We start from the raw sequence: 18,678 nt of genomic DNA, 5'->3' as shown, positions 1-18,678 counted from the left end.
TTTCCGAACGTAGAAGCCGCTCTCGCTGCTCAGGAGGAAGAGAGGCGAGGAGGTCGACCAGGACTCGCTTCCGCGGGACGTACACCATGTTGCCGGAGTAGATCCTGCAACCTGCACACCAGGCGAGTCCGATGCAGCGCTCGAACATGGAGGACTCGGGCGGATGGAAGCGATACTGGTACGAGCAGGCGGACGTTCGGCAGGCGGCGCAGACCAGTCGGTCGCCGTCGGGAATCGTGTCCCAGCCCCCGACCTTTCGCCAATGCTGTCGCCCGGCCGGTGCTCTTCAAGTCGTCATGCCGAGCATTCTCTCTCACCGCGAGTCGCCCGGTCTCGGCGTCCGGGGAAGAATCGGGCCGACCACAGACCGTGACGGACCCTCAGGCGACCTGATCCACTTCACGGAATCCGTGCCTGAACCGGTGAACGGGAGCCACTGGGGCAACGGGATTGGGAGCCACGTTGGTCCGTCCGTGGAGGGGATGGACCTTAGCGCAGGTCCATGATCGGCAACGAACTCGGGAGCCACCCCTATCGGGTGACATGTGGCGGTGTCGGGATGGCCGGGAGTGTCCGGGGTCGCGATGCAGCGTGAGCCGATAGTTTGGTTGTCCCGGGTCCTGCTGGTCCGTGTCCCTGACAGGCGCGGTTCGGAAGGGCCCGGCCTCGCGTTCGGTCGGCTATTGGTCGGCGGTGTGCTTAAGGACGTGGGCTCAGCCGTCTACGGGGATCGGTCGGTCCGGTGGGCCGTCGGTCAGCAAGGACGCCAATAGTTTCGGCAGCTCAGTCGGCCGCAGCACATCCGAGGTCGCGGCCAGTTCCGCTATGGTCCACCAGCGGTGCCCGGTGATCGCGGCCTTCTCGATCTCCTCGAAAGCCGAGGTATCGACCTGGAACGCAGGCACCCGGGCCATGTAGTAGCGCTGGCGAACCTCATAAGCGACGCTGCCCCGGACCGCTGTCCACGGGCGCCCTCGCCAAATTTCCGGACCCAGCGAGAGGTTCGTCAGTCCGGTTTCTTCTTGCAACTCCCGCAGGGCTGCCTGCTCGTGGGTTTCGCCTGGCTTGAGCCCGCCTCCAGGGGTGAACCACCGGACGGAACCGTCCTCCTTGTTCAGGGCGGAGAACAGCAGTAGCCGACTGGCGTCGTCCAGCAACACCACGCGCGCGCTCGGGCGCGGCACCAGGCTCCCCTCCGGTTTCATCACCTCGTCAGATTAGAACCGCTGTCCCTGGGCGACCAACGGAGTTGGTCACCGAGCTGAGCTTTCACGCAATTCCGGTCAGAGCCGGATTCAGAGAGCCTCATCACCGTGCGGTGGCCTGGCGGTCGGCTTCGGTGGACTGGAAGGACTCGGTACCGGTCTGGATCAGCGTGCAGCGGAAGGTGATGCGGTCGGCGATGGCCGCGCAGAGCCTGGGGTCGGCGAAGATCTTGTCCCACTCGGCGAAAGGTGAGTTCGTGGCCACCGCGGTGGCCTTGCACTCCTCACGTTCGGTGAAGATCTGGAACAGCAGCCGAGCGCCCTTCTTGTCCAGATTGAGGTAGCCGAACTCGTCGATCTATGCGGATATCCGCATAGATTGACGAGCTCGGCTACATGGAACTCGACCGCCGCGGCGCCGAACTCCTCTTCCAGGTTTTGACCGAGCGGGAGGAAAAGAACAGCGTGGCGATCGCCTCGAACGAATCCTTCTCTGGCTGGACAAAGACCTTCACCGACCCCCGCCTCTGCGCGGCCATCGTCGACCGCCTCACCTTCGGCAGCAACATCATCGAGACCGGCACCGACTCCTACCGCCTCGCCACCACCCGAGCCCGTTCCGAGCAACAAGTCGTGGCCGGCTGACCCATGCGCGTGGCTCAGAGCGCGATCGGCCGGTACTTCATGGCCTCGCTGACGATCTCCTCCTCCGAGGCGTCCTGGAGACCATCCGAGGGATAGAAGACCAGGTCGCTGACCCGGGGATGCGACACATTCGCTTCGAGGAGCCGCAGGTAGTAGTCGCTCTCCGGGAAGGCGCCCCGAAGTCGTCGGACGATCTCGGCGAGTTCGTCCCGCGTGATGTCTGCAACCCGTGGGTGGACAGGCCGGGCTGCCTCCCTCGCGAACTCCTCCAGACTCCGAAATCCCTCGTACTCGGCGAATTCAAGGGCCTCGTAGTCGTGGCCGGTCGTCGAGTTGAAGGTCCGGATCGCCTCGCCCGCCTCCTCGGAACCACAGGTCACGAGGTCGGCAATCCGGGTGATCTCGCCGCTCAACTCGTCGAGCTGTTCCTGGCTCACAGGCGGGGGCAGCAACTCCGGTCTCAGGTCCACTCCCGAATTATGTCCCGCTGACACCGACACGCCACGGCAGAGCCCTCAGCCTGCTTCCAGTTCTCACCAACACATCGGGGCAGCTCGGTCACGAAGCGCTGCCCAGACTGAGCAACATTCGTTCCCCGTTCTCACCTACGCAGCCACCAGGCCCGACGCCGTCCGCGCGCCCATGGTCACGGGGCTGCGGCGCAGTGAGTCCGGGGGGCGCTCGATTGTCAGTGTCGCGCCTTCCCGGTCGCGGGCGGCGAGCACCGTGCGTCAGGACGACCCGGTCAAACGCGCGCTGATGCATCTCGACCGCGCCATGCGTGATCAGCCGGACCGTTTGTACAGCGCGGTGCGAACCATCCAGCAGCTCCTGGAGGCAGAGAAGGTCCCGGAGAACATCGGCCGGCTGCGCCTGGCTCTCGGCCGCGGTCAGGCGCAGCTCGAAGAACGAGCCCGACAACGCCAGGTCGTCCTGGCCCGGCTGCAGGAACAGCCCACATTTTTCCTCCTCACCGAGGCCACTCAGCTGATGAGGGATCTCGACGTGACGGCCGAGGAGCGGGAGGTGGTGCGTGTCGCGCGGGTCCGGCACGACCAGGAGCAGGCCGCGCTTCGGCGGGAGAAGGAGGAGCGGCGCGCGGCTCAGCGGGAGAAGGAGTGGCGCGAGCATACGGAGCAGCAGCGTGAGCGGAACGAGGCCGCCCGACGGGAGCGGGTGGAGCGGGCGTTGGCCGTGCAGCGTGAACAAGAGGAGACAGCGGAGCGCCAGGCGCAGCGAGAACGCGCCGAGAAACTCGGCTACCTGGCGCCGTTCGTTATGGGGGCGCTGAAGAAGGCGGCCCGTGAGGAGCGGGTCACCACCTGGCGCGAGATAGGGGACAAGACCGGGCAGCGTGAGCTGAGCCGCCTCACCCACCAGGACAAACTGACGCTGCTGGAGACAGCGGAGAACAAGACCCTCCCTGGCAGTCCCCTGTGGTCAGCGGTCCTGGCCGCCACCGGAAGCGATGACGCGCTGCGCCTGCACCGGGACCTGCTGCACCGCTTGCAGCGCCCCGCGCCCGCCGACGACGCCGACCTCCTCGCCCAGATCACTGCGGAGTGCGTCCAGCTGCGGCGCCAGTGGTAATAGCCGGAGCGGGGCTGGCAGTCAGAGGGGGCGTTGCTCCACAGCCGGCCGCCGACGATGGCGCCTTTGAAAGGCCGGTCAGGGGCGATTGTCGTACCTGGCCGACAGGGCCGGCCTGGTACGCGACGCCGTCTCGAAGAGGTACGACCTGGTCAAAGGTCGGCGACCACCGCACCCCCACCGCCCTGGACGCGGACAGATGGATACGACCCGATGCGCTTGTTCACCTGGAGAGTGCTTCTTTCCTTGCAGCGGACAGAAACCCTTGCAAGTGCCATCGTTACTGCTCAGCAGCACCCGCCTATCTGATCAAGACCGGCACAAGCCCGCTCGTGAAAGCCCGAGGCTAAGGGCCAGTCGAAGCGCTCAGGGGGGAACTGTGGAACCAGGGATCATGACTGCTCTCGCGGCAGTTGTTGGTACGTGCTCGGGCATGGTGGGTGCTCTCGGAGCCGCGCGGCTGAACGGCACCATGCAGCGCCGCTCGCAGCACGAGCACTGGCGCCGAGATGGGCGGCGGCAAGCGTACGCAGCCTTCGTGGAGGCGGCTGTGGATTACGGCGAAGCCATTGGCACTGTTCAGTACGAGGGTGCCGCCGGCGATCACCCCGGGGTGGAAGTGGCAGAGCTGTGCAGGCGAGTTGTTGAGCTGAGGCCGGCCACGAGCAAAGCGCTGGCTCTCGTGCTGGTGGAGGGGCCCGACGACGTGGCCCGTGCGGCTCACGAGGCCGTGCGGGCCATGACTGCTTGGGCATGCGCGACTGGCGTGTATCCCCCTGGTCATCCCGTGGCAGTCTCTCGTTCCGTGCAGAGAGTGCTCCGTGACGGGCCGACTGACGTCGACGGCCTGGCTGACGTGAGCTGGGAGCGTATTCGCGAGTTCGAGACGTGTGCCCGCACGGCTTTGGATCATCCGTTGTAGTCGGGCTCGTGAGCAGCCGGGGGTGAAGCTCACGCCCTGTCTGCCGCTCTTGGTCCTGGTCGTTGTCTTGGTTGGGCGCTCTGGGCTACTGGCCGACCGCCACCTCGTACATGCAGAAGCCCCCGGAGCTGACCGCTCCGGGGGCTTCTCGTGTGGTGGGGCGTGCGCCAACACGGGTCCCGCCGTATATGCCCTTGTTCTTGGTTGCACCCAGTGGACCAGGGCTCTCACCTTGACTCATGTGAGCCAAGGTTGCTTTGCCAGTGTTGCTCGTACCTGTAGTACAGCGCAAAGGCGAGATGTACTGGAGCGAGCCAACTACCCCATAGCTGGGGTAGCTGGTCGCTAAAACGATGCGCTCGGCTTAGTGCCGGACAGCCACGTTCGTGCAGGTGAAACCCTGTTTGGCGAGCTGCTACGTCGGTAGTACCGCAGTATGACGGGCCGGTACACGAATGAACCAATGAATCGACATAACGGACTTAAGGATTTGGGTGCAGTTCCTGTGAGGGTTCTGTTTTGATCACGCCGTGAGGCGGTATCGTGCCTGGTGGTTGCGGATGAACTCCTGCTCCTCGTGCCAGGCCCAGTAGGCGTCGAAGTCGCCGTTGGATCGCAGCGCGCGAAGCTTCAGCACGGCCTCGGCCCCGGCCAGGCCCCAGCGGGCACCGGTAATGTCCAGACGGTCTTTCACCAGATGGCGGCAGGCGCCCTCAATAATTCCAGTGGCGATGGGCCAGCCGGCCGCGAGCGCGGTGTCGTAGCGCAGGTATTCGGCCTTGTTGGTGAGGTAGGCCACGGCGTCGTCGATGCCCTTGTTCTTGCCCACTGCGATGCCGGCGGCCATCGCGGCCCCTCTGATCCGCTCGGCGGCCTGAACGGCGCCGCCGGCCAGGATGGTGCGGCCGGCGCGGGCGACCCATGCCTCGATGGTCTTGTCGCCGGTCTCGTGCAGGGCGTGGGCGGCGCCCCACAGATACTCCAGCACATGAATGATGTCGATGACGATGTGCACGCCGATGCCCCTGGCCGCGGACTGCTCGTTGATCAGGTCGATCTGGTGGGGTGCGCCGTCGACCAGGGCCACCCAGGTCCGCGCGTGTTCGGGGTCGCGGTGCTCGGCCTGATCGAACACCGCGGCAACGACTTCGGCGGCGGTGTCGTTCACCGAGCCGCACAGCCATTTGGAGCGGGCCTTCGGGCCTTTCCGGCGTTCGGGATCATCGCCGCCGCCCGCGCGGTCGGGGTCGGCGATGACGTCGTCGACATCGCGCACGGCCGGCTCGGCGTCATAGACGGTGCCCAGGGTCGCCATCCTCTTGCGGCCGTTCTTCTCCCCGGAGGACAACCGCTTGTCCAGCTTGTTGCCGCCTTTCGTGGCGGCCGCCTTGGCCGTGGCCTCCCGCAGCGCCTCCGGCCTTATCACCACGCCCTTGCCGTCCACCGACAACACCTGCAGCGTCGTGTCCGTGCACGGCACCGGGACGAGCGCGTCGTAGAACGCGTCGATGTCCCCGGCCGCGCCGACGGCCAATTCCAGGACCTGCCGGTACCCGACCCCGGCCCCGGTCAGGGCGTTGACCCGCTGGGCGGCCTCGGCGAACGAGCCGCGGGCGGCCTCGATCGCGGCCAGTTTCGCCACCCCGTGCGAATACATGCCGCCCGGCATGTTCAACACCGCGTCCGCGGGGTGCAGATCGGCCACGCCGCTCCCGCGGTAGGCGATCCTGGTCGCAGTGACCTTCCCGAACACCGTGCCCAGGATCCGGGTCCGGCCCCGCTCGATCCGGGTGCGCTCCACGCCGCGCGCGTCCACCACATCCGCAACCCGCACCTCGGTGAATGCCCGCAGCCGTAGATGGTCCTGGAACAACGACCGGGTCACCTCCCGCATCGCCAAGCCGAGCATGTCCTCCAACTGCGAGTGCGTCATCACCGCGGTGCCGGGACCCGCGAGGTCTGCTTTCACATGCTCGAACAAGCCGGTGGAGGCGGCGAACACGTCCTCGGCCGCGGCGAGCGCGCCACCGGCGGTCCCAGCCGCGCTCACCGGACACCCGCGGCGGAAAGCTCGAACAGCCCCGGCTCGGCCTCGACCAGGACACCGCGGGCGACCAGGCGCTTGAGTTTGCTCCGCATCGACTCCCGTTGCGAGTCCGTCGCCTCCGGCACCCCGATCGCGGCCAACACGTCCTTGCACCTCTTCACACCGGTCTGCTCGGCGAACACCGCAGCGATCTGCCGGTAGGCCGGCGAAATCACCGCCTGGTCCCCGCCCGCCTCCGCGGCCACCAGCAGCGCCGCGGCCTGCATCAACCCGGCCACCGGCACCGGCCCCAGGGACTCGAACACCTCCGGGACCTGCACAGACGACGCGGCCGGGGCGGACAGCACCTCGCTCATCGTCTCCCGCGTGATCTGCAGCCGGGACAACTCGATCTCGACCTGCGACAACGACTCCGAGAGCCCGCCGATCTGCTCACGCAACCCCTCGGCCCGCGACCGGGCTGCACTCTCCCTGGTCTCCAACGCGACGATCCACGACGGCACGACACCACCCACCCTCATCCGGCGTCCACCCGACGGCGAACGACTCACCGCCGAAGGTAGAAACCCGACCCGCCACGCATATACCAAACCCCCGCGAATCACCCCAACGAAGGACCCTCGCAGGAACTGCACCCAAGTTTGATCGACAAAAGCCCTGGTCACGAGAGCGCAGGTCTCGCGCCACATCTTGCCCTGGCACCTCGAAGTACACGCGCTACGGTGCCCGACTCCGACTGCATTGAGGCGACACAGCCGCAGCCGGGGAGCGTAGGCGCCCTACTGTGTGAGGGCACCGTACTCCAACTGGCAAGGAGCACCAGGCTGTGAACGTCGAGATCGCCGCGGACGTACGTGAGACTGCCACCCAGTTAGGTGCCGGTGTTCCGTACGCCCTGAAGGTTCTGGCCAGCCAGCTGGCCGATGATCCAGGCATGGGCCTTCCCTCGGGACTGCCGGGCATCCTGACCGTGACGGTGGATGGGGACCTGTTCGAGGGCTGCCCCGCCCTGGCCGTCGGCTACATCCGCGAGCCCGACCGGATCGAGATCCGGTACGTGGCCCTGGCCCCCTCCGCCGAGCCAGCCGCGAACAGCCGCGGGCAGGACCAGGACCAGCCGGCCGATCCCGCCGCCGACGCGGTCACCGGACGGGAGATCACCGACGCCTGGCAGCGCATCACCCGCTGGCTCCAGCGCAACGCCCCCGACTCCCACGCTGCGCTCCGTACGGGCATGAGCTCCACCAGCATCGCCGCCCTGGAAGACGATCTCGGTATCCAGGTACCAACAAGCCTTCGCGCCCTGTGGTTGCTGACCGCGGGTGACGACGGGGTCAGCGGGGCGGGATGCCTTCCCGGCAATCAGGCCCTGATGCCCGCGGACGCTGTAGCCGCCTTCTACCGGCAGCAGATGGACTCCCAAGCCCACGAGGACACCCTCAACGCCCGCCGCTCCGAGTACGACAGGATCACCGTGTGGAAGGCAGCCTGGATTCCGGTTGTCTCCTACGGTGCGGCCGACCGTACCTCGGGTCTGTACCTGGACGCCGCAACCGGCTACCTGGGCCGCTGGTCCCGCTACAACGAAGGTCCCGGTGACGAGCCCGACACGCTGGCCACCTACCTGGAAGACGTCGCCGACATGCTCGAAACCCCGGCCCTGGCCACGCGGGACAAGCCCGGACTGGTCGGCGGGGCGCTGGTGTGGGGCAGCAGGCTCGACCCCGCACGGGAAGACCGGTGGCAGCCCCTGACGGGCTGACCACACACGAGAAGGGGGGCCAGCCTTGTGGCTGGCCCCCCTTCCTGCTTCATGCCGGCGTTCAGGCTACGTCAGCCGATCTTGCGCCACGTGCAGGTCGTTGCGGTCGATGTGCAGTGTTCGAATCCCGGCAGGGTCACGAAGAATCCGTCACCGTCCAGCATCCGCCACGACGGAGCCGGAAAGCCGTTGAATGCCTGCTGGTTCTGCACGCTTGAGATTGCCGCACGCCCGCACCGCTCCGTGCCGCTCGGCCCGTTCGTCGCCGTTCGGGTATCCGCGAGGATGCCGAAGTTCGCCGAACCGTCGCCCATCTTGTCGGTGTACAACTGGGCGCACTTGCTGCCCGACGTCACCAGGTTCACGCTGTTCGGGAAGCCGCCGGACTCGTGGGTCGAGGCCATCGCGAACTCGTCGCAGTCGACCGACCCCACTGATGCATCGGATGGGTGGACGCTCCAGGTGCTGTCGCACACGCGGGTGCGGCTGTTGTCCGAGGTCCATGTTCCGCCGGCGCTGTTCTTCACCGGGGTGTCAGGGCCCAGGTAGTGCATCAGGCTGTCCCACCGCTTCGAGCCGGCGTGATCGGGCATCACCTGCTGCATGTACCAGTAGTACGCCCCAGCGGCGGGGTACAGGTTGGTGTCCACCGTCCAGTTCGGCACGAAGTACGGCAGCACACAGCCCGGCGCCGAACCCTTGACGATGTCGTCGCAGCGCGGGGCGAGTTCACGGACGCGCACGTCACCGCTGGTGCCGAAGTCGGCGGTCGCCGAGGAGGTCAGGCTGGCGTCCACGGTGGCCCGGATAGACCATCCGAGGTCGATGGTCTCCTTGCCGGTGCCGGACCAGATGGTCTGGACGGTGCCGTAGCGGGCATTGAGGGGACCTGCCTCGGAGAATCCCCAGTGGCCGGTGGCGGCGGCGCCGTAGATGTCAGTCCACCGCGTCTGTGTGGTGGTGCAGGAAGAACAGTTGTTGGTGGGCAGCCACGTGAGGTTGACGCCTTGGAGAGCTGCGTCGATGGTGCGGGGCATCGCGACGAGCTGCTGATCGAACTCGGCGAAATCCGAACCGGACGCACCCTTGTTCGGGTACGTCTTGATCCGCTGTTGCAGGTCGAACGTGGCCAGGCCGAGGGCGGGCAGCTCCGGGTCGGCGTCCAGGAAGATCAGCGTGGCGGAGCCGATGTTTTTCAGGCACGCCTCGGTGCGGTTCATGTAGTCCTTGCCAACTGGCTTGCTTCCGCACCACTCCACCAGGTCGACGGGCTCGGCAACCGCTGCCCGCGGGGATGCTGCGCGCTGCTCGCTCTGCTTGGACGGCGGGGTGATCTCGATGCACAGCTTGCGGCCTTGAGTATCGACCGTGGAGCAGGACCGCTCGCCGGTGGCCTTGAGGCCCGTGAGAGCAACGGCGCCGGGGTCAGTGCGTGTGAACTCGTTTTCGGTCTGGGCCAGCGGGTCGATCGTTGACGACGTCTGCGGCGCGGGGAACTTCATGTACGGGTCGATGCGGAAGTCCGCCCACGGCGACCAGTCCGTCTCGTACAGACCGCCGTCGTAGGCGGAGGTGCGGAACTTGTACAGCACGCCGGGCTTCAGCTTGCCGTACGGCACCGTCACCTTCGCCGTGCTGCCCGAGGCAACATACGGCGACACCAGCACCCCGTACTGGCCTGCCCCGTCGAGGTCGACCTGTGCCTTCGGGGTACCGTCCGCGTTCGTGGTGTACACCTGGAACGTCAGGTTCGCTGTGTCTCCGTCCGGGTCGGTCACGGTGTTCCGCAGCACCACCTCAGGAGTGATGACCCGCCAGACAGTGCCCGACTTGGAGAACTTGGGGCCGGCCGACGGGGCCGTACCCGACACCGGTCGGGCACCCCCCGCGGCTATCGCTCCCAGGTCCTGCGGCCCGGCCGCCCCCACTGCTGTCGGGGAAGCCCCCAGGCCGGGGACAGGCGGCCTCGGGGCCGCTGCTGCTGGACCCACCCCAGCCAGCACCGCCAGCACGGCACCAACAGTGGCAACAGAGCGCCACGCACGTAAGAGTCTCACTTCCTCAATCCCCTTTGCGGGTCGGTGAGTTGTACACGCCAACCCGTGAACTCCATCACGCCCGCACACAAAGCAACATGATCGGAATCATGGTTTGCTGACCGGGAACTCGTTCAGGCCAAAGGGGAACGCGAACACTGGGTGTGCGCGTCCCGGGGTCGGGTCGACGGCGGTGGGCGCGCACCCCACCAGATCGACCTGATCAACGAGCAGTCCGCGGCCAGGGGCATCGGCGTGCACATCGTCATCGACATCATTCATGTGCTGGAGTATCTGTGGGGCGCCGCCCACGCCCTGCACGAGACCGGCGACAAGACCATCGAGGCATGGGTCGCCCGCGCCGGCCGCACCATCCTGGCCGGCGGCGCCGTTCAGGCCGCCGAGCGGATCAGAGGGGCCGCGATGGCCGCCGGCATCGCAGTGGGCAAGAACAAGGGCATCGACGACGCTGTGGCCTACCTCACCAACAAGGCTGATGATCTGCGATTTTTTGGCGGTGGTGGTTCGGCATCGTGATGTCAGTGCGGTAGCTGCGGTGTCTGTGCTGTTCAGATGGTCGCGGTGATTAGTTCGGGTGGTGACACAGTTGCCGATTTGGTGCTGACGTTTTTGGTGATGATGCGGGTCGGTTTGTTGCCGGTCGGTACAGCATGGGTGTGTTGTTGCTGGTCAGGGCTGTGCTGGCAGGGACTGGTGTCCCGCCTCAGACGATCTGGTCCCTGTCTCAGATGACCTGGTCCGTTGGTGCTGCTGTCCGGTCTCACTGGGCCTGGGGGCATTTCACTTCTGAGTCCGGGCAGGCTGACGAGCTAACCGTCGTCGGAGTCCCCGCGCAGCGAGCGTGCCAGCTCGGAGACGTGTCGCGCCTGGTCAGCGGACAGCCGTCGCGCCCCCCACAGCAGCGCTGCGGCGTCCACGGCCTCCGGGGACGGAGGGGGCGGCACCTCACGCAGGGAAACGCCCGTCAGCGCGGCCAGTTCGCAGGCGTCGATCCCCAGCAGGGCAGCGAAGTCCGTCACCAAGCGCGGGGTCAGCTCCTTGCGACCGGAGCCGATCACGCCGTAGGTGGCCGCCGACAGGTACGTGGGCGTCACGAACGCAAGCGTCCTCGCTATGCCCATCCAGTTCAGGTTGCGGTACTGGAGCATGCGGATGACGCAAGCGCCCGGGCCGTCGGCGAGGGGCATAAGCGGCTTCGGGGCGAAGCTGGAACGCCGTTCCTCCTGCGGCAGCGAGCGGATCATCTGTAGAAGCTCACGGCGTCGCGCTTCGGGGAGGCGCACCGCATCCGTCACCATGGTCGCCGCCCACTTCACGGCCGTGGCGTCCAACGGCGCCAGGTCGTCCGGGACCGCTCGCCCCGCGAGGATGAACAGATCGACAGCGTGGAATCCCAGCGCGGGCGCAAGCCGTCGGAGCAGCCCCTCGCCGGGGCTCTCCCCCGCGAGCACCGCCCGGACCTCGTCTGCGGTCGACTCAGCGCAGTCGGCCAACTCCTGGGCGCTGAGCTCTCTGTGGTCCAGCAACGACGCCAGCATCGCACCGAACCCGGGATGCTCCATCATGCCCGCAGACTAGCCAGAACAGCGAGTACAGCGTCGGCTTCCACCCGGATCGGTTGCCTTGACCTCCTGCGCTCGGACTTCGATCTCAAGGCTGTCCGTCCTCGACCCGACTCTCACCTGGACCTGACACCTCGCAGGCTCATCGCCCGAAGCACCCAGCGCCTCGCCCAGCTCAGGACAGCCGCACTCCAAGCCTTCGACATCACCTTCGACGGCCGGCTCACCGCCGGACGCCGGTAGAAACAATCAACCGAGTCCCACCGTTCGCTGTACAGACCCCTCTGCGGGGCTGCTTGCACCCACCCGCGACGGCGCGCCCGCTGAGCCCGTTTCTGTGACGGACGCGGCGGCGGCCGGCCGGGGTCATCCCCGTGCTGCGCGCCCGTCACCCCCGGTTCGGACGCCCTTGCTCAATTCACTGGAGGAGAGGTTCCCTCCGCCAAGAGAATGTCCTTGTGCCTCCATTGCTGACCGATTTGCCCGCTGACCGGCTCGATGCGCTGGTCAAGCACCCCTTCCATCGAGAGAACGGTGAACGGCTGGTCGGATTCATCCAAGACCTGCGCCAGTGCCACGATTCCGAGGACTTCGTGGCCTTCCAGCGCGACCTCCTCCGCGCCGCGCTCAGGGCGAACCAGGCACGGGCGGAGCGCTCCCGGGTGATCAAGCGACTCCGGAAGGGAGAAAAGCTCCCGGCGGATGCCCCCGACCTGGTCGTCGGTCACCCCCATGACATCGATGACTGGCGACTGGAGTACGACGCCCTGGAGCGCGTGGGCCGACAACTACGCTCGATCGGGGACGCCTTGGCCTGGCGTGCCTTCCGATACGACCGCCGCTACATACTGACCCTGCGCCGCAACGAATCGCCGGGACCGATGACGCTGAGCAAGGAAGGCACCCTCCACGAGATCCGGTTCGCGGAGGAGCAATGGAGCGAGCACCGGCACTTTGCGCTGCTGCACGACCTCACCGACTGCCTGCGCATCGGCGACGTGACCGTGTTCCACGACCGGCACGCGGACAGCGAACAAGACATCTACCTGTACGAGCTGAAGACGAACCCCAAGCGGCGTGAGAGTACTCAGCTCACGCGGACCCGGATGGCGGCCGAAGCCCTGCACACGGGCAGTCCGCTGCCCGGGCCCGAAGGGGCCCGCCTCGTCGAAACAGGCGTGCCGTACGCCACCCATCTGTCCGCCCTCAACGACGCATTCGCCCGAGCCCACTGCGAGGGACTGAAGACGATGCGCGTGCCCGGGCAGCGCGGCCTGCTCGCCCTGGACATCGCAGCGGCAGACAACAGGTGGGGACTGCAGGAAGCAACCCGCCAGTTCCACTCGGCGTACGCCGCGCTGCTGCGCCGCACCCGACTGAGCGGAGAGAGCATCTGCTTCAGCAGCGGAGACAGCGCAGCACGCAACACTCTTGCCCCGCCGTGGGGCATCTACCCGCTCCAGCCCGCGCAGTGTGCCGGCCTCATCGCCGACGTCCTGGTCTTCACCGTGACGCTCTCGTCCGACAACTTCATCGAAGAACTCCGCAAGGTCGGCCTGGACGCTCACTGGGTCCTGCCGGACGGAGCCGACCTAAAGCCGGAGCAACCCGCCGTAGCGCTCCGGGGGCACGGACGCCGCACCCTGGTGGGCAGGGCGGAACTCGAGCGGATTTTGCTGGAACTGACCGACCTGCAGACCTGGGCGAGGGGCATGGACCAACTGCTATGCAAGGGCACAGTCGGCTCGCAGCCGTGGCCGTACTTCACGGACGAACACCGGGTATGGGCCTGACCGGGCTGGTGAAGCCGCGCGCGGTGCAGCAGTTGTTACTGCGCCCACCCCAGCCCGAGTGCGGCGAGGGTGGCGAGCTGGTCCTCGGTGAGTCGGTGGCGGCGGGTTTTCTGGTTGGTGAGGAAGATGCCGAGTCGTACGGAGGTGCCGTCGGGGAGTTCTTCGACATGCTGTCTTGCGACGATGATCTTCCCCTCCCGTGCGATGTACTGCTGGAGGGCCGCGACGCCCCGTGTGAAGGTGGCGGAGTCCTTTTCAGCCCCTGTCTTCGCGTTGGTTTGCGCTGCGGTCTTCTGGGGCGTGCAGCTGGTTTCACGCCCACCTCGCCCAAGCGGTGCAACGGCGCCGGATACGTCGCCGTTCTTCTCGGGCCGGGGCCTCTCCGGGGTCCTGCCCGACTTGTCCTTCCGGACCTCCCCCCTTTGCCGGGCCTTCTCCTCCTCGGCTGCGGTCTTCGTGCACCGACCGCTGCCGCCGCCGCGGAGCACCGCGGCTGACGCTCCGGGGGTGAACGAGACGGAACCGTGATCGCTCGCGTACAACCCCCGGGGCGGTGCGGGCGTCGGACAGATCATGGTCTCTTCTCAAGTCCTCGCCAGCGGACACGCGTCTGTGACTCTGGGATCCGAACGGCTCACCATCGACCGGGACCGGACGTGCACGACGATTCCCCTCGCAGTCGTCCAGGAAGTCCGGCAGGACGGTGACACGGCTCTGCGGATCGTCCTGACCGACGGTGTCGCGCACCGGATCGAGGGGGCGAACGCCACCGCCACGGGTGCGTTCCTCTCCGCCCTCAACGACGCGCTGCCCGCGGAGCGGGACCCGGCCGGCAGCGCGTCGGTCACCGTCGAGTCGCTGCCGCCGGAGATCAGGATGTGGCAGGTCGTGCTCGGGATCGTGGTCGCCCTGCTCCTCTGCGCCGGTTACGTCGCCTGGGCGGGTTCCCACAAGGCCGACAGCTGGCCCGTCGTGGCGATCACGCTCCTCCTCCTGCTCGCCGGCCTGCTCGGCGCGGTGCTCCTGGTAATCAGCGCGCGTGGTCGGGTGATCCTGGCCCGCCGCGGCCTTACCGTCCGGGCCGTCCGGGAGTACTTCCCCACGGGAAGAAGAAGGGCTCCTACGTCTTCACCGCCACCAACGGTCAGGAGTACCGGCAATGGTCCGGCCGCTCGACCGAGGGCATCCACATCGTCTACGACCCGCAGAACCCGAACGTCAAGGTGCCGAGGGGGCCGCTCACCCTGACAGTGTTGCAGTACCTCCTGGGCGTTGCCGTCACGGCCGGACTGCTCTGGCTGGGGGTGGCCGGGGCGATCGTGTTCCCCTTCTTCTGAGGTCCCCTTCTCGTGAAGTCGATTTTTCCTGAGATCGATTAGAGGTCGCTTCAGTTGAGTCGGCGGTAGTTGATGAGGGCTGCGGCGATGCCGACGAAGGCGAGGAAGTGGCTCGGCCTTGCGTTCGTAGCGGCGGTGCAGGCGTCGGCATCCGGCGAGCCACGAAGTTGGTCTTTTCGACGACCCAGTGGTGGCGGCCCAGCTGCTGCGAGGACTCAATGCCTTTGCGGGCGATGCGATGATGGATGCCCCGCTTCCGTAGCCATCGGCGCAGGTGGTCGTAGTCGTATCCCTTGCCTGCGTGGAGCTTGGCCGGTCGTCGGCGACGCGGGCCGCGCCTGGAGTGGATCGGTGGAATACCGCGCACGAGCGGTTTCAGGCCGAGGCTGTCATGCATGTTGGCACCCGAGATGCCCAGCGACAGGGGCAGACCGTTCCGGTCCGTGATCAGGTGGACTTTCGATCCCGGCTTGCCGCGATCAGTCGGATTCGGTCCGGTCAGTGGCCCCCTTTTGCCGCCCTGACGCTGACGGAGTCGATCGCGCACCGCGACCACACATCACGCCTCGCTCCTGAAGTATCCGGCACATCCCGCACCGCCTTGCGAAGACCAGACCGCCCAGACCAACGCCAGGTTGTACGCGGACCTCGCTGCGCTACGCCCGCGCCAACGACCCGACCTTCCCCAGTCTGGTCGACAAGCACGACGCCGAACTCCTTTACCGCCATGCCCGTAGACGATCAGGGCGGTGTTCTGCGCTGCTACACCGCCCAGTCGTATCCGAGGTTGGCGAGGGCTGTGAGTTGCTGGTCGGTGAGTCGGTGGCGGCGGCTTTTCTGGTTGGTGAGGAAGATGCCGAGTCGTACGGACGAGCCGTCGGGGAGTTCTTCGACGTGCTGTCTCCCGACGACGGTCTTTCCTTCTCGTGCAATGTATTGGGTGAGGGCCTGTACACCCCGTTGGAAGGCCTCGGCACCGCGCGCTGCGCCCACTCCTGCCGCACGCTGTGTGCGGGGCGCAGCGGGCCGTGTAGCTGGTTTCACGCCCAGTGCGTCCAGGCGGTGTTGTTGTTCCGGGTTCAGGCGTGTCCAGTCTCGTACTTGCCGGGTGAGCCAGTGTCCGATGTCGTCGCCACGATGCGTCACCCCGGGCACGATGTCGTCGAGGCCGGCCTCGCCCGCGAGGAGCGCGGCGAGGCCGGTGTAGTGGCGTTGCCAGTCGACGGTCCAGCCCAGTGCCCCGGGGTTCCAGTCCGGGTCGATCGCGACCAGCTGCTCGGCACGCCGTGCCGCGCGCTCTGGCTCCTTGCCGAGGCCGTCAGGCCGTCGGAGGTTGGTGAGCCATTGTCCGACGGGTTTGTCGAGGGCGGTGGCGTGGCGGGGCGCGGCCAGGGTGCCGGCTTGTGCGTAGTAGGCGCGGGCGGCGGCGAGGTTCTCGGCGAACGTGGCGTCAGCGGTGTCCCAGATCATGCCGAGTTCTTCGAGTTCGTTGGCCCGGTTGCTGGGCATGGTTCCGGCCCGGTAGGCCCTTCTCTGGTCGGACAGCCACCTGCCCAATGGGTAGGCGTCCTCGGTGTGTTCGTAGGGCACGTCCAGGTGTCCCTCCCGCTCCTGGTAGCGGCGGGCGGTGTCGTAGCCGCGGGTCCAGTCCTGGCGTTCGGTGTCGAGGATCTGGAACTTGACCCACTTCGCGATCATGACGGGGTCTCTGGGGGCGGCGAACCGGAGCAGCAGCCGTGACTCCACCTCACCGTCTTCTGGCTCCGGACCGATGGTCTGCGACGGATCAACGACCTGTTTCTGGTTCTCTTGCGGAATAGCGAGCATCTCGATGGCACGTTCATCGTGCGCCCGGAGCCCTTCAAGGACCTTTACCAAGGGGCGATACGAAGAGGAGGTGAACATGTCTTCCGGCTGCTCACCCTGCGCCAGAAATACGGGCACGATCAGCGTTGCAATCTTGCCCTGTCCGGGTTTTTGACGCAGCGCCCGGCCAATAGCTTGCACGATATCCACGGCCGACCCTTTCGGGTCCAAGAGTGCCACGGAGTCCACCGCTCGGATATCGACACCTTCACCAAGCACACGGCAGTTCGACAGCACGGCCCGCCCTGCTCGGCGCCCGAAGTCCCCCAGTACCTGGCGCCGGTGGCCTGTCTCGTGCTCCCCGCACAGCCAGTTCGCCCACACACGTTCCGGGTACCGCTCCGGATCCGACGCATACAGCCGGGCCGCGACCTTGGGCAGTCCCGTCGCGAACGCGGACGCCTCTATCGTCCGGTGATGGAACGTGATGGTGGTCTGCAGGTCATGGACCGCCATCGTCTCCAGCAAGGCGGCCTGCAACGCCCCCATCCGCTCCCCGCGCAGCTGCTCCTCACGTTTTTCGTCGCTGGCCAGGCGGGCTGGGGTGACGACGGGGTCGGTCAGCTCGACCACCACGATCTGATACCTGGCCAGAAGCCCCCGGGACACGGCTGATGCGAGCGAGAGTTCGTACACGACAGGGCCGTAGATTTTGGGGTCGTCCATGGAGCAGGCCAGCTCCTGCGGCAGACGATTCCGCGCGTTCTCGAAGCCCGCCTGGCGTTCCGCCCACTGGGCCCGGGGTGGGCGTTCTTTCCAGATGCGGGGTGTGGCGGTCATGTAGAGCCGGCGCATGGCGGGGATGACGTCCTGGTCGTGGATCGCGGCCCATGCCTTCCCTGCCGATCCGCTGGTCCGGTGCGCCTCGTCCACGACGACGAGGTCGAAGACGTCCATGGGAAGCCCGTACGCGCCCTCGTGAGCCTCTGCCAGCACCGGCAGGGAGGCGTAGGTGGCGTAGACGGTCACGGGTCCGCGGCCGTGCCAGAGCGCCAGTTGCGGCGGGCTGGTCGTGGACCGCACATCGAGGTCCCACAGATGCGGGTCGTCATCCAGTGAACACACCTCCACCGCCGGCCCGGTGTGCCCGGCTGATCGCCATTCGCGCACGGTCTGGGTCAGCAGGTCCAGGGTCGGCAGCAGTACGAGAACCCGGCCGTTACGGGCGAGCCGCAGTGCGGAGTGCGCGGCGATGAGGGTCTTTCCCGTACCGCACGCTGCCACGACCGTGGCCCGCAGACCATTACGCGGGATCAGCTTTCCAGGAGGGATATCAAGACCGCGCACCACAGCGTCAACGGCTTCAACCTGATGAGGTCGAAGCACAATCTTTTCTGTGCTCGTCATATCCGTACTCCAGAATTCACGGGAGGGGTGGCAAGTCCTGACAGAGGGGGTAGCAGTTCCCTCGGGATGCTACACACTGCATCCCGTGATGCATCATCGTGATGATGTGCGGGCAGCACTCTAGCGCAACAGGGGCTGACGGGTGGGGTTTCTGGCAAGCTCGTGCGCATACTGAGTGTTTTTCAGGAAGTGAAAGGCTGTCACGTATCGGACGGAGCGAAGCGGAGTCCGGTGAGCTCCATCCGACAGGGCCGGCATCCCTTCGGAGGGTGACGGAACGTCACCGGGTGGGGGTGGCCGTTTCTTCGGGATCCTACACAGGCCTGCACTGATGCATCCCCACCCGGTAGCCAGCCGTTCCGGCTTGCCGGAACCAGGGCGTGGGAGCGAAGCGGACACGCCTGCCTGTCAGGAATTTAAGCGAAGCGTAATTCCAATTCCCGTGCGAAGCACGGGAATTAAGGCGTGAAACGCCGTCAACTAATTGCGAAGCAATTCGTCACGCGGTGCGAAGCACCGCGTTTTCCTGCACAGCGCGCAGCGCT

At 66.7% G+C, this 18,678-nt stretch carries 14 protein-coding genes and 2 pseudogenes; 6 read left to right on the top strand and 10 right to left on the bottom strand.

Translation table 11 applies throughout. The annotated features are described in order from the left end of the window. Positions 1 to 713: 713 nt before the first annotated feature. The gene (locus tag OG395_RS00080) at positions 714 to 1,184 is read right to left on the bottom strand and encodes an NUDIX hydrolase (protein ID WP_327241069.1); all 471 of its coding nucleotides are present in this window, start codon (positions 1,182 to 1,184) and stop codon (positions 714 to 716) included. A 124-nt stretch (positions 1,185 to 1,308) separates the two neighbouring features. Further along, positions 1,309 to 1,563, bottom strand: coding sequence for an ATP-binding protein (locus OG395_RS00075; RefSeq protein ID WP_327249209.1), 255 nt, complete (start codon positions 1,561 to 1,563; stop codon positions 1,309 to 1,311). A gap of 20 nt (positions 1,564 to 1,583) precedes the next feature. On the opposite strand from OG395_RS00075, the pseudogene OG395_RS00070 reads away from it, so the two are divergent. After that, a pseudogene (locus OG395_RS00070) lies at positions 1,584 to 1,850 on the top strand (ATP-binding protein); the annotation flags it as partial. Positions 1,851 to 1,864: 14 nt separating this feature from the next. On the opposite strand, the gene OG395_RS00065 reads toward OG395_RS00070, so the two are convergent. Then, positions 1,865 to 2,320 carry a hypothetical protein gene (locus tag OG395_RS00065; RefSeq protein ID WP_327241068.1) on the bottom strand — a complete coding sequence of 152 codons (456 nt, stop codon included), beginning with the start codon at positions 2,318 to 2,320 and terminating at the stop codon, positions 1,865 to 1,867. A gap of 256 nt (positions 2,321 to 2,576) precedes the next feature. Here OG395_RS00065 and OG395_RS00060 point away from each other — a divergent pair, with 256 nt between their 5' ends. Then, on the top strand, positions 2,577 to 3,440 hold the full coding sequence (locus tag OG395_RS00060; RefSeq protein WP_327241067.1) for a hypothetical protein: 864 nt from the start codon (positions 2,577 to 2,579) through the stop codon (positions 3,438 to 3,440). 1,445 nt (positions 3,441 to 4,885) lie between these two features. Here OG395_RS00060 and OG395_RS00055 read toward each other — a convergent pair. Continuing rightward, on the bottom strand, positions 4,886 to 6,364 hold the full coding sequence (locus OG395_RS00055; RefSeq protein ID WP_442818718.1) for an ISKra4 family transposase: 1,479 nt from the start codon (positions 6,362 to 6,364) through the stop codon (positions 4,886 to 4,888). A 44-nt stretch (positions 6,365 to 6,408) separates the two neighbouring features. Next, positions 6,409 to 6,912 (bottom strand): hypothetical protein, encoded by a 504-nt coding sequence (locus tag OG395_RS00050; RefSeq protein ID WP_327241065.1) that lies wholly within the window; start codon positions 6,910 to 6,912, stop codon positions 6,409 to 6,411. A gap of 323 nt (positions 6,913 to 7,235) precedes the next feature. Here OG395_RS00050 and OG395_RS00045 point away from each other — a divergent pair, with 323 nt between their 5' ends. Beyond that, positions 7,236 to 8,171: an SMI1/KNR4 family protein gene (locus OG395_RS00045; RefSeq protein WP_327241064.1), complete on the top strand. Its 936-nt coding sequence runs from the start codon at positions 7,236 to 7,238 to the stop codon at positions 8,169 to 8,171. A gap of 71 nt (positions 8,172 to 8,242) precedes the next feature. On the opposite strand, the gene OG395_RS00040 is transcribed toward OG395_RS00045, so the two are convergent. Then, on the bottom strand, positions 8,243 to 10,042 hold the full coding sequence (locus tag OG395_RS00040; protein WP_327241063.1) for a hypothetical protein: 1,800 nt from the start codon (positions 10,040 to 10,042) through the stop codon (positions 8,243 to 8,245). Between the two features lie 327 nt (positions 10,043 to 10,369). Between OG395_RS00040 and OG395_RS00035 the strand changes: the two genes are divergently transcribed. Continuing rightward, positions 10,370 to 10,744 (top strand): hypothetical protein, encoded by a 375-nt coding sequence (locus OG395_RS00035; RefSeq protein ID WP_327241062.1) that lies wholly within the window; start codon positions 10,370 to 10,372, stop codon positions 10,742 to 10,744. A 293-nt stretch (positions 10,745 to 11,037) separates the two neighbouring features. Here OG395_RS00035 and OG395_RS00030 read toward each other — a convergent pair whose 3' ends face one another. Next, positions 11,038 to 11,793, bottom strand: coding sequence for a hypothetical protein (locus OG395_RS00030; protein ID WP_327241061.1), 756 nt, complete (start codon positions 11,791 to 11,793; stop codon positions 11,038 to 11,040). Between the two features lie 455 nt (positions 11,794 to 12,248). Between OG395_RS00030 and OG395_RS00025 the strand changes: the two genes are divergently transcribed. Continuing rightward, on the top strand, positions 12,249 to 13,583 hold the full coding sequence (locus tag OG395_RS00025; RefSeq protein ID WP_327241060.1) for a hypothetical protein: 1,335 nt from the start codon (positions 12,249 to 12,251) through the stop codon (positions 13,581 to 13,583). Positions 13,584 to 13,618: 35 nt separating this feature from the next. Here OG395_RS00025 and OG395_RS00020 read toward each other — a convergent pair whose 3' ends face one another. Continuing rightward, entirely contained in the window at positions 13,619 to 14,158 is a 540-nt protein-coding gene (locus tag OG395_RS00020) for a helicase associated domain-containing protein (RefSeq protein WP_327241059.1), read from the bottom strand. Positions 14,159 to 14,195: 37 nt separating this feature from the next. Here OG395_RS00020 and OG395_RS00015 point away from each other — a divergent pair, with 37 nt between their 5' ends. After that, positions 14,196 to 14,831, top strand: a complete 636-nt coding sequence (locus OG395_RS00015; protein WP_327241058.1) for a hypothetical protein — start codon at positions 14,196 to 14,198, stop codon at positions 14,829 to 14,831. Between the two features lie 139 nt (positions 14,832 to 14,970). Here the strand turns inward: OG395_RS00015 and OG395_RS00010 are convergent. Both OG395_RS00010 and OG395_RS00005 read right to left on the bottom strand, forming a co-directional pair. After that, positions 14,971 to 15,475 (bottom strand): annotated as a pseudogene (locus OG395_RS00010) (IS5 family transposase); the annotation flags it as partial. Positions 15,476 to 15,682: 207 nt separating this feature from the next. Continuing rightward, on the bottom strand, positions 15,683 to 18,133 hold the full coding sequence (locus OG395_RS00005) for a DEAD/DEAH box helicase (protein ID WP_327241057.1): 2,451 nt from the start codon (positions 18,131 to 18,133) through the stop codon (positions 15,683 to 15,685). Positions 18,134 to 18,678 lie beyond the last annotated feature (545 nt).

This window comes from Streptomyces sp. NBC_01320, assembly GCF_035974375.1.
Classification (GTDB): domain Bacteria; phylum Actinomycetota; class Actinomycetes; order Streptomycetales; family Streptomycetaceae; genus Streptomyces; species Streptomyces yanii.
Note: the sequence above shows the minus strand (reverse complement) of the source record. Positions and strands in the feature narration are given on the sequence as shown.

Bases quoted from the DNA above. Each gene is read 5' to 3' on its own strand.
- OG395_RS00005 (WP_327241057.1), bottom strand. From the start codon at position 18,133: ATGACGAGCACAGAAAAGATTGTGCTTCGACCTCATCAGGTTGAAGCC.
- OG395_RS00020 (WP_327241059.1), bottom strand. From the start codon at position 14,158: ATGATCTGTCCGACGCCCGCACCGCCCCGGGGGTTGTACGCGAGCGAT.
- OG395_RS00030 (WP_327241061.1), bottom strand. From the start codon at position 11,793: ATGATGGAGCATCCCGGGTTCGGTGCGATGCTGGCGTCGTTGCTGGAC.